Source organism: Ruminococcus sp. CAG:379 (genome assembly GCF_000434255.1).
Lineage (GTDB): Bacteria > Bacillota > Clostridia > Oscillospirales > Ruminococcaceae > Ruminococcus_F > Ruminococcus_F champanellensis.
The window spans coordinates 8,827-20,392 of record NZ_FR894813.1; the positions used below are offsets into that span (position 1 = coordinate 8,827).

Sequence of the window (11,566 nt, forward strand, 5' to 3'; positions counted from 1 at the left end):
GCGGCTCGCCGCCGTACCGCATAGAGAAATAGTTCAGCAGTCCCCCGATGGCCTTTACGATCCGAACCGGGAACAGCACGATATCCTTCAGCAGATTGTCATGCTTCTCCCCATCGTCATAGGGCTGTCGGATGCAGTATAGGGCACCGTCCGGTGCCTCCCGGGGAACCAGGTAATCATAAGCCGGATTGCTGCACAGGGTATCCAGACTCCCGGCGGCTGGCGCATATGCCAGGATCTCGTAAGGTCCCAGCTTGACAATGCCACCAGAATCAGAACGGGCGTATCCGGCACTGCTGCACAGAATCCGGCTGCCGTCCGGAGACCAGCTGGGATGACACTCCGTAGTGTCTCCATCGGTAATATCCGTTTCCTCGTTGTCATCCAGATCCAGAATGCTCAGATGCAACATCATGGGATCGCTTCCAATGCACATGGCAAGCTGCTGACCTCGCCGATCCATGCCGCCAAAGTGCAGATTCTGCCGGGTCAGCACATGCCCTTCCGCCTTGGCTGCCGGATCCAGATCCCGGCGATACAAGCCGCCTACCTCGTCCAGCTCTACGGCATACAGCATGCCTGCCGGATCCGGCACAAGTCCGTGCAACCCCATGTGGATCCGTGCAGGATCCACGGGCGCATTGTCCACAGCTCCGGTAAACATAGCACCGGTGCCACTGGTTTTCCAGGACTTTGCATCGTGAATGCTCTGCATGGTGGCAAGGTAGTTCTGATACCGAATGCTGGACAGAGCAGTTGTCTTTCCGTCCTCCCATACATAGAGCTGTTTTTCAGCGATGTATCCGATCCGCATGTCATTCCCTCCTGTCCTTGGCATGGCTCAGCAGATTCTGCTCTTTGCGGATCCGTCCATCCCGCAGCAGTTCCACCAGCGTGGTGTAATCGTCCCGGTCAATGGCATCCCGGTACGCTTGTAGGTTTTCAATCAGGGTATTCAGTTCAAACAGCAGGGGCTTGCGATTCTCCAGGAACAGGGACGCCCACATTTCCTCGTTCAGAGTGGCAGTACGAGTCATATCTTGAAAGCTGCCTCCGGAATAGCCGTTCTCCTGTTCCAGGGTGGGGCTTTTCACATAGGCGCTGGACACCACATGGGCAAGCTGGGATGTGTAAGCGATCATGGCATCGTGCCCCTCCGGCGTGGTTTCCACAATATGTGCAAAGCCCAGGTCATGCACCAGTTGTTCCAGAATGCAGACAGCCTCCTTGCTGGTCTGAGGGATGGGAGTGATGATGCAGTTTGCCCCCAGAAACAGACTGCCGTCCGAGAAGGGATAGCCGAATCGTTCCTTGCCTGCCATGGGGTGCATGCCCACATACCGCTGCCCATATTCCGCTGCCAGTTCTGTCACATGCTCTACCAAAGCCCCCTTGATGCCGCATACGTCTGTGAGCATGGCGCCCGGCCGGAAATCCGGAATGTGGGTGTCAAAAAACGCCCTGGCAGCCCGGGGATGCAGGCACACCATAATCAAGTCAAATTCATGAAAGCCGCTTTTGGGGACAGCCTCCAGAATGGCGCCGTCCCGCACTGCCTGTTCCAGCACAGCCCCGTCCGTGTCATAGCCATACACCAGGTGATTGGTAAACCGGCGCATGGCTTTACACATGGAGCCGCCGATCAGACCGAGCCCCACCACCAGAACCTTCATTTGTTCCATTGTTTGCCCCCAATTCGTGTAGTTTATGCAGCACCGGTTCAAAGTCTCTCGATGCTGCTGCCAGAAAAGGCAGGAACCGAAGCCCCTGCCTTCCTGTTAACGATCCTCCAGCTTCTGATAGGGGATCTCATCCTTGACCGCCTTGTATGCCGGGCGGATGATTTTGTTTGCGTTGATCAGCTCCTCCAGCCGATGCGCCGACCAGCCAGCGATTCTGGAGATGGCAAAGATAGGTGTGAACAGCTCATAGGGAAGTCCCAGCATCCGGTATACAAAGCCGCTGTAGAAATCCACGTTGGCGCAGACGCCCTTGTAGATCCGGCGCTCCTCCGCAATCACGCTGGGTGCAAGCCGCTCCACCAGACTATACAGAGCAAATTCCTTCTGGTAGCCCTTTTCCTCACTGAGTTTTTCCACGAAGCCCTTGAATACGGTGGCACGGGGGTCGGAAATGGAGTATACAGCATGTCCCATGCCGTAGATCAATCCGGCATGGTCAAAGGCCTCCTTGTGCAGCAGAGCACGCAGGTAGTTCTTGACAGCCTCCTCATCCGTCCAGTCCGGCAGGGTCTGCATCATGTCGTCAAACATATGCACCACCTTGATGTTGGCACCGCCGTGCTTGGGACCCTTCAAGGAGCCAAGGGCAGCCGCAATGGCGGAGTAGGTGTCCGTACCGGAGGAGGAAACCACATGCACCGTAAAGGAGGAGTTGTTGCCGCCACCGTGTTCCGCATGCAGCACCAGGGCAAGATCCAGAATCTTTGCCTCCAGATCCGAGTACTTGCTGTCCGGCCGGAGCATATAGAGAATGTTTTCCGCTGTGGAAAGCTCCGGATTGGGGTGGTGCAGGAACAGACTTTCGTCATTCTTGTAATACTCAAATGCTTGGTACCCATATACCGCCAGGGACGGGAACTGGGCGATCAGCCGGATGCACTGCTTGAGCACATTGGCAATGCTCAGATCGTTGGGATTCGGATCATAGGAATACAGCGTCAGCACACTCCGTGCCAGTGTATTCATCATATCGTCACTGGGGGATTTCATGATGACATCCCGGGTGAATGTGGTGGGCAGGGGACGGGCTTCTACCAACAGTTGTTGAAACTGCCGGAGGGCCTCTTTGGTGGGCAGCTCCCCAAACAGCAGCAGGTATACGGTTTCTTCAAAGCCGAACCGGTTTTCCTCACTGAAGCCCTTGACGATCTGTTCCACGTCAATGCCCCGGTAGTACAGCTTGCCCCGTGCCGGCACGCTTTCCCCGTCTACAATGGCGGTGGCGCTGACGTTGCTGATATTGGTCAGACCCGCACGCACACCCTGTCCGTTGATGTCACGCAGACCCCGTTTTACATCGTACTTCTGATAAAGCGCCGGGTCGATGTCGTAATTTTTTTCGCAAAGATTCACCAGTTGGCTGATCTTTGTGTCCAGGTCGATGGATTGATACTTACCCATTGTATTCCCCTTCCTTCTGTCATTGGTGTCGGATGCTTATTTATTTATTATACACCAAAACCGGGGAGACTGTCAACCTTTTGTCATACAACTTGTGCATGATAGAACAAAACCGGTCAGCTTCCGAAGAAACTGACCGGTTTGGATGATTCAATTCAAAACAGAATTACTTCTGCGGACCCAGCTCGGACTGTTCAATCAGGTGAGCCAGGTAACGTGCAATTGCAGTGATGTCATCAGCATCGATGGTGCCATCGTACTTGCAGTCTGCATTCTTCAGACCCTGTGCGGACGGCGGGTTCGGAATGGAAGAATCCTGCGCTACATAACGGGACAGGAGCACAACGTCGTTGATCTCAACCTTGCCGTTGCAGTCAACGTCGCCATACAGGTTGTCGTCCCCACCCTGTGTGGAACCACCAGGAGTTACTTCCGGATACAGCTGGTACATAGTACCCAGAGCCATCAGAATATCTCCTGCGTGCCAGAATCTGTGGTAGTTCAGCTCAACAGACTCAGTAGAACCGGTGGAGTCGAAAGCGTTCTTCAGCTCCATGTACTTCTCATCCTCCAGATACATGGAACGGATGCTGCTGAATGTAGCGCCGTTAGCCAGTGTATCGCCATAAGGAGTCTTGCCGTTGTAGCTGCTGGGGATCCAAACTTCCTCAGTGAACATTCTGGAAAGGCTTCCGTTGTGCTCAGGTCTGGATACACCAATGTCATCACGACCCAGTTCCCACTCTCTGTCGAGGAGCTGCTGTGCCAGGTACAGAGCCTTGCCGCCCAGAGAAGTAGCATCAGCACTGATCTCGCTGGACTTTGTACCCACAGCCTTCGCATAGTAGATCAAGGTGTTAGCCAGAGAAGATACACAGCCCAAGTCGGAGCTACCGGTTGCAGTAATGGTGCAGGTCAAACCAGAGTTTGCGTTCTCATTATAGGTACCAGTCCATGTAGCGGGCTGACCGGACCAATCCAGAGTAGCCGGGATTGCGTAATCGCCGTCATCGGTCAGAGTAGTATTCTCAATGAACCAAGCGACCCATCTGTCGAGGAGTTTGCTCAGTGTATCTTCAATGGTCAGACCGCCGGGCTTTACAGCACCCTTGGATGCATCTCCGTCAGTCTTTATATAGTAGTACAGCTCAGCCAGACGCTGTGTAGCCCATACCTGGTTGCCGATCCAGTGGTTGGAACCCGGGTCAGCATATACAGGATGCTCAACGTAAGCCATATCATAGAATGTGGGTACGCCGGAGGTGTAGGTCATGTAGTCGCCGTTCCAGCTGTTGGTTGCACCGCCTGCGAAAGGACCGTCAGCAGACTGGAGCCACTGATAGAATTCCAGCTGTCTCTGGAGAGAAGTGGTGTAGTCCTTGGTAGCGCCCTCAGCCTTCATAGCAGAGTTCAAGCCGGTATCATACAGCAGAGCGTATGCTGCCAGCGGGCTCTGATAGAACTGGTGAGCGTGGCTGCAGCCGATCTGCCAAGCCCAGGAGCCATCCTGTGCGCCGCCCCAGGAAGTGTACCATGCCATCAGGTAGTGGCAGGAGTCATAACCGGTGGAGGGGCTGTTCTTGTTCTGACAGCCGATTGCCTTGTAGTACTTATCGAACATGTCGTTACGCAGTTCGTCACCCATCTTACCAGCAAGTGTGGTAATGGAGCTGTCGCCCACGCCCCACTTGTTTGCTGCGTAAATAGCCTGGATTGCACGGTTTTCTGCGTCCGGTGCGTTGGTGTAGGACCACTGTGCTGCAACGTTGGCATCGTTGTTGAATACACCCTTGATACCACGATTTTCCATACCATACTTCAGAGTCTCGATGGACGGATGCGGTACGGTCTCAAAGCAGGACTCGGAGTTACCTCTCTGGAAGGTGTTGATGAAGGTGAACTTACCGGTGGTAGACGGGGTCTTGGAACCGCTGTCGTATGCCCCACCGTAGCCATACCAGTCATCTACGTCCGCCAGCCAGTGCATCAGGTACAGACCATTGTCGCTAGAGTATGCAGAGGTGAATTTGCTGTGGATCGGGTTGGAACCTGTGTTAGAAGCTTCAGCCTGTACCGGGTAAGCTGTCGGATCATCCGGTACTTCCCTATTATACTGTGAACTCAGGGAAGACTTACTCCAGAAACCAGTCTGGGTAGTAGGAATCATAACCTCCATTGTCTTCCATGCCTTAGCCAGGTCATTGGTGTTGGTTGCGCCGTACTCACTGCCCACATTCTTTGCAATGTTATCTCTCATTGCAGCCATCCATACGATGTAGGACATTGCCTCGGAAGTGGTCTCGTGACCGTAGTCAGGAGCCTCAACGATGCAGGTCTCAACAGCGTGGTAAGGAACACCGAAGCCGCCAGATGCAACATTTGTCTTGCTCAGGTAGCCGTTTTCCTGACCCTTGGTTACAACGTCATCGTACAGAGACAGGAATCTCTGTGCATAGGTCTCATCGCCATATGCTTCATCCTTGGTTCTGGTGCCTGCAGCAGATGCAGCCAGCGGAAGCATGGTGCTGGAAACAACAGCAGCGGAAAGTGCAGCAGCAAGAACTGCTTTGTACTTCTTGAATACCATGTTTTCTTTTCCCCTCTCAAAAAATTTGATTTCGTGATCCTGCAGTGTAAACCGCATTCTCTTAAACTTGTGTACCCTCCAGTGCATGCGGATTTTCCTCGGCGCATGGCGCATATGTACACAAAACGCCCCTGCTTGAATCACACTCAAATTATAGTACAAAGGAATCTGCTTTGTCAACCCTTTACATAAAATGCGGAACCCGGCAAAATGATTTTGGCGGTTTGCATAAGTTTTAATCTGGTCGTTTGGGCAATTTGCTATTTACTGCTTTTGGAACTGGCCGGAGAGCCACTTGCTTGATTACAGTTTGTATAGCCGCTTTGCAACTTCATGCAATCTTCAGTCCTTTTACACAAAATCAACACAAAATGCTTGTAGAATAAGCACGGTTTTGTAGCATTATTGTCAGAATTACCTTACATTCATGATTCGGTTACAGCATATTCATAACCCGTACATATATTTTTGCGATAATAATTAAGAATGTTTCTGCCGCTTTTTTGCCTTGCAGCCGGGTAAAATCCACGCTGCATCCCGATGCCCGTACCCGGTATCCTGCGGCATGGACAATTTTGAAAGGGGAATTGGAATGGTTGAAATCAAAAACCTGACACGGTTCTATGGCAATATACCTGCGGTAAAAAATCTTTCCTTTACGGTGGAGGACGGAGAGATCCTTGGATTCCTGGGGCCAAACGGTGCGGGAAAATCCACTACCATGAACATGATCACCGGCTATCTGCCCTCCTCCTCCGGAACGGTTGTGGTGGACGGCTTTGACATTGCCCAGCAGCCGGAGGAGGTCAAAAAGCGCATCGGCTATCTGCCGGAGCTGCCGCCCCTGTATCTGGATATGCGGGTGAAGGAATATCTGCGGTTCGTGGCTGGCATCAAGGGAGTCAAGCGGAAGGACGTGAAAGCCCAGATCGACCAGGCTATGGAGCGGCTGAAGCTGACGGATGTGCAGCACCGGCTGATCCGGAACCTGTCCAAGGGCTATAAGCAGCGTGTAGGCTTTGCCCAGGCGCTGCTGGGAAATCCCAAAATCCTGATCCTGGACGAGCCGACGGTGGGGCTGGATCCGTCCCAGGTTGCTCAGGTGCGGCAGCTGATCCTGGATCTGAAGAAGGATCATACTATTATATTCAGCTCCCATATTCTCTCAGAGGTCAGCGCTGTCTGCGAACGGGTGGTCATCATCAACAAGGGCGAGATCAAGGCTATCGACACCATCGAAAACCTGGAGAACAGCATCCAGGCAAATCTGTCCCTGTCCATTACAGTAGAAGGGGACAAGGCGAAGGTGGAGCAGCTGATCCAGGCTGTGCCCGGAGTGGTTGCCATCAAGAGCGCAGAGTACATCAAAACCGGCACCCATACCTTTACTGTGGAGATCAGGGATGACAGCGTCCGCAAGGCGATCCTGGCAAATCTCATCGAGGCGGACTGCTCCGTTGTGAGCGTCAACACCTCCAAGATGAGCTTGGAGGAGGTATTCCTCAAGCTGACCGCACAGAATACGGGCAAGAAGTCCCTGGAGGAGATCTTCGACGAGATCGGCGAGGATATGGACCGGAAGGAAAGCGAAGCTGCGGCAGAGCGGGAAAACAAGACCCCGGCGGAAGGAGAGAAATAAGCTATGTATTCATTATTTAAAAAGGAAGTACAGTCCTACTTCTTTTCCCCCTTTGCGTACATCATCGGTGCGCTGTTCCTGCTGGTGTTTTCCCTGAGCTTTATCACCGGCATTTCGGATCTGTCCTCCAACACCTTTAAATTCTCGTTCCCGAACATCTTCTACAACAACTTCTTTTACTTTATCTTTATGATTCCGGCGCTGACCATGCGTACCTTCGCAGAGGAGCGTAAGGGCGGCACGGAGGTTCTGCTTATGTCCTCTCCGCTGTCCATCACCAAGATCGTGCTGGCAAAGTTTTTGGGTGTGGCGTTCGTGTTCCTGTGCATGATGCTCCTGTCCCTGTTTTTCCCCATCGTAACCGCCCTGCACGGAGGCGTGATCTGGTCCAACCTGCTGTGCGGCTACATCGGCTTCTACTTCTGGGGTCTGGTGTGTATCGCCGTAGGTATCTTCATGTCTGCTCTGACGGACAACCCCATCATTGCAGCAGTGCTGGGTGAAGCAGCCATGATCGTGCTGATCTTTGTGGATAACCTGGCAAGCACCGCACTGTTCTCCAACCTGCCGGTGGTTTCCACCGTGCTGAACTGGCTCTCCACAGAGGAGCGCTTTGTGATGTTCTCACAGGGTCTGTTCCGCTTGTCGGATCTGATCTTCTACATTTCCATGATCGTACTGTTCCTGGCGTGGACGGGCATTGCGATTCAGAAAAGACGCTGGAGCAGGGGGTAATGGACGATGGAACTGAAAAAAAGCAATGTAAATGCACAGAAGAATAAAAAGTATACCCTGATGGCATGGGTCATGGCGCTGCTGGTACTGGCAGTGACCATTCCGCTGAATCTGCTGGCGGAGCAGCTGGATGTAAACTGGGATCTGACGCCCAACAAGCTGTATACCCTGACGGATGCCACCACAAATCTGCTGGATTCCCTGGACAAGCCAGTGGATATTTACCTGCTGGAGCCGTTGGAGAAAATCGCCGATGAGCCGGAGACTTCTGCACTGTACCGGGCGCTGCTCCAGTATGACAGCTATGAAAACATCAATCTCATCACCTTTGATCCGGAAACGGAGCCCCAGAAGCTCACCGAGCTGAATCCGGACGGCACCTTCAATTTGACCGAGGGCGACTTCCTGGTCAAGTGCGGGGACATGGTCAAGCGGATCCCCGGCAAGATGATCTATCAGTATGAATACAACGATGCGGGAGAGGTGACTGCCGCATACTTCCGGGGTGAAAATTATATTACCGGCGCCATCAAGACCGTGTCCGAGGGCACCATGCCCGGCGTATACTTCCTGACCGGTCACGGGGAATTGGGCAAGGAGGGCTACTCCCGGCTTTGCACCAACCTGGCAAATTACAACTACACTTCCGCTGATCTGAATCTGATGACCGCTGATGCAGTGCCGGAGGATTGTGCCATCGTGCTGATTGCTGCACCCACCACGGACATTACAGCCGCAGAAAAGGAAAAGCTTCAGGCATTCCTGGATAAGGGCGGCAACATCAGCTTTCTGATGTCCCCCAATCCGGAAAAGGTCAAGTACAAAAACATTGAGGATCTGATGCTGGAGTACTGTCTGGCAATGCGCTATGACCGGGTGTATGAGACGGATTCCTCCCAGCATATCTCCAACGATCCCTACACCTTTATGGTGAATCTGGTTTCCCCGGCGGATGAGGATCAGCCGGATATGACCTCCGGTTTGCAGAACAGCGCCCTGGTTCCCTATATGCGCAACTGCCGGAGCTTATATTCTGTATTCGGCGCCAACTATGCCGAGCTGACCCTGGGCACCCTGATGGTTTCCAACAATACCGCTGTTGGAGAGATTTACGGCGGCACTGATGAGGATCCGGAGGAAACCAAGGGGCAGGAAATGATCCTGGCGGAGTATGCCATGGATCCCACCCGGAACGATTCCAAGATCGTAGTATTCGGGGACGCTAGCTTTATTTCGGATGAATACGTTTCCTCCGAGTATCTGACTGTGCCCACCTTCCTGTTCCTGTCCACCATTACCTGGATGTACAACAGTGACATTGATATGAGCATTGCGGACAAGGAAAAGACCTATGATTACATGCTCCTCAACAGCGAGGCAGAAGCCAACTCCATCCTGTATGTGTTTGGTGCTGCACCTCTGGTGATCGCAGCCATCGGCATTGTAGTCTGGGCAAGGAGGCGCAATTCATGAAGCAGGGCAAGATCATCGCATTGCTGGCAGGGGCAGTGGTGCTGCTGACCGGCGGGTACCTGGCGCTGCGGCTGAAAAATGCGGAAAAGACCAAGCAGAAGCAGGAGCAGGAGGCTCCGGTGAGTCTGATTTCCTTTGACGGGGATGCCACCGCCTCTCTGACGGTGCAAAATGAGGAAGGTACCTTCCGATTCCTGTTCCAGAATCAGACCTGGGTGCTGGACGGGGACGAGTTCACTGCCAATCCCTATACGGTGTCCGCTATCTGCTCCTATATGTGCAATCTCAGCTCCGTGAAAACCATTGCCAAGGATGTAACGGATCTTTCCCCCTACGGGCTGTCTGATCCGGTGGAGCTGACGGCGGTGACTGATTCCGGGGACAGCTATCAGCTGCTTGTGGGCAATCCGACACCCACCAATGAATCCTATTATGCAATGCTGCCGGGTACCACCACGGTGTATACCATTGACTACACCTCCGGCTCTGTGTTCCGGGCAAATAAGAACACGTTGAAAAACCGGTATCTGCTGGATGCATACAGCACGGAGATTACGGAATTTTCCCTGGAGCGGGACGGCAAGCTGATCTACAGCATGACCCATGATGCAGCTATGCAGTGGATCATCAACCAGCCCATCCAGTGGCAGGGCTATACCTCCAACATCAACGAGATCCTGGATACCTTTGTGCGTGCCACTGCAACTGCCTTTGTGGACAATAACCCCAGCGATCTGAGCCAGTATGGACTGGACCGGCCCAGCTACCGGATCCATGCAAAGACGAATGCCAAGGAGACAACGATCCTGCTGGGGAAGATGGTTTCCAATGCAGAAAACGAGGTGTCCATTTACGGCATGTTCCAGGAGAGCGGACAGGTCTTCTACATGACTAAGGCTGCGCTGAACTTCCTGGATGATGACCTGCTGAGCGTGGCGTACCCCTATGTGTACAACCCGGATGCTTCCACGGTCAAGCAGCTGGTTGTGGACTGCAACGATGTGCAGGCGACGCTGGAGCTGGATACCCAGAACAAGAAATACAACTGCAACGGGGTGGACATCAGCGACATGGGGGACGAGGTGACCCAGGCATTCCAGGACTTCTACCAGGCAGTGGCAACCATGGGTCTGTCCCAGGTGGATCCGGATGCCAAGCCGGAGGGAGAAGCAGCGATCAGCTTCACCTATACGCTTCAGAGCGGCGAGGTGAACCGGGTGGAATTGATCCCCGCATCGGATACCACCTACTGGATCATGAAAAACGGCACTTACACCAACTTTATGACCCGGAAGAAGATTCTGAATGTGACCGGCGGAATCATCTCCAGTTATGAGACCCTGCAAAAGAAGATTCAGGAAGCTAGTAAATAAAAATAGCACCGCACGGAGCCGGATTTAGGCTTTGTGCGGTGTTTTCTTCGGGAGGGATGCAGATGCATAAGCTGCGGGCGGCGCTGGAACGGCTGAAAACGTCCCCGTTCCGTGCCCGGTTTCATCTGTCAGAACAGGACAAGGCGTACATCGATCAGAAGGGATTGCAGGTGATCCGAAGCCATGCGGCAGAGTTTGTTGCCAAGCGACTGGCTCCGGCGTATCCGCAAAAGGATGGGAAGCAGACTCCCATGCGTGGACATCCGGTGTTCGTGGCCCAGCATGCATGTGCCTGCTGCTGCCGGGGATGCCTGGAAAAGTGGTACCAGGTCCCCCGGGGCAGAGCCCTGACCGAACAGGAGCAGCGGGGCATTGTAAACCTGCTGATGGCGTGGATCCTGGTGGAGTATCAGGCGGAACAGAGGGGCAAAGGAGCAAGTCATTCCGGATCCTGATATGGCGAGTCTGGCACATCGTGTTCTTGCAGACGTCGGAGCAATGGATTCAGCACTTTCCTCCAAAACTGCCGGAAGGAGTGGGAGTGTCCGAACACCCGGACAAGCGTCGGGCTGACTGCGTAATAGCATTGAATAAAGAGTCTTCCTAAATAAGAGCG

General features: G+C 53.4%; 9 protein-coding genes. 5 read left to right on the plus strand and 4 right to left on the minus strand.

Annotated features, from left to right (window positions below):
* From QVO51_RS01175 to QVO51_RS01190, 4 genes are all read right to left on the minus strand, one after another.
* Positions 1-814: TolB family protein (locus tag QVO51_RS01175; protein ID WP_288167703.1), on the minus strand; the 814-nt coding region annotated here is incomplete at its 3' end.
* A gap of 1 nt (position 815) precedes the next feature.
* On the minus strand, positions 816-1,682 hold the full coding sequence (locus tag QVO51_RS01180; protein ID WP_022356897.1) for a prephenate dehydrogenase: 867 nt from the start codon (positions 1,680-1,682) through the stop codon (positions 816-818).
* Positions 1,683-1,778: 96 nt separating this feature from the next.
* Positions 1,779-3,143 carry a citrate/2-methylcitrate synthase gene (locus QVO51_RS01185; RefSeq protein WP_022356898.1) on the minus strand — a complete coding sequence of 455 codons (1,365 nt, stop codon included), beginning with the start codon at positions 3,141-3,143 and terminating at the stop codon, positions 1,779-1,781.
* 166 nt (positions 3,144-3,309) lie between these two features.
* Positions 3,310-5,730: a glycoside hydrolase family 48 protein gene (locus QVO51_RS01190; RefSeq protein WP_288167704.1), complete on the minus strand. Its 2,421-nt coding sequence runs from the start codon at positions 5,728-5,730 to the stop codon at positions 3,310-3,312.
* Positions 5,731-6,322: 592 nt separating this feature from the next.
* On the opposite strand from QVO51_RS01190, the gene QVO51_RS01195 reads away from it, so the two are divergent.
* From QVO51_RS01195 to QVO51_RS01215, 5 genes are all read left to right on the plus strand, one after another.
* Positions 6,323-7,369 (plus strand): ABC transporter ATP-binding protein, encoded by a 1,047-nt coding sequence (locus QVO51_RS01195; protein WP_022356900.1) that lies wholly within the window; start codon positions 6,323-6,325, stop codon positions 7,367-7,369.
* Positions 7,370-7,372: 3 nt separating this feature from the next.
* Positions 7,373-8,104, plus strand: a complete 732-nt coding sequence (locus tag QVO51_RS01200) for an ABC transporter permease (RefSeq protein WP_015558225.1) — start codon at positions 7,373-7,375, stop codon at positions 8,102-8,104.
* Positions 8,105-8,110: 6 nt separating this feature from the next.
* Entirely contained in the window at positions 8,111-9,577 is a 1,467-nt protein-coding gene (locus QVO51_RS01205) for a GldG family protein (RefSeq protein ID WP_022356901.1), read from the plus strand.
* A complete protein-coding gene (locus tag QVO51_RS01210) occupies positions 9,574-10,950 on the plus strand; it encodes a DUF4340 domain-containing protein (protein WP_022356902.1) in 1,377 nt (458 codons plus the stop codon). Before QVO51_RS01205 ends, QVO51_RS01210 begins: the two co-directional genes overlap by 4 nt.
* A gap of 62 nt (positions 10,951-11,012) precedes the next feature.
* Positions 11,013-11,405, plus strand: coding sequence for a DUF4186 domain-containing protein (locus QVO51_RS01215; protein WP_022356903.1), 393 nt, complete (start codon positions 11,013-11,015; stop codon positions 11,403-11,405).
* Positions 11,406-11,566: the final 161 nt, after the last annotated feature.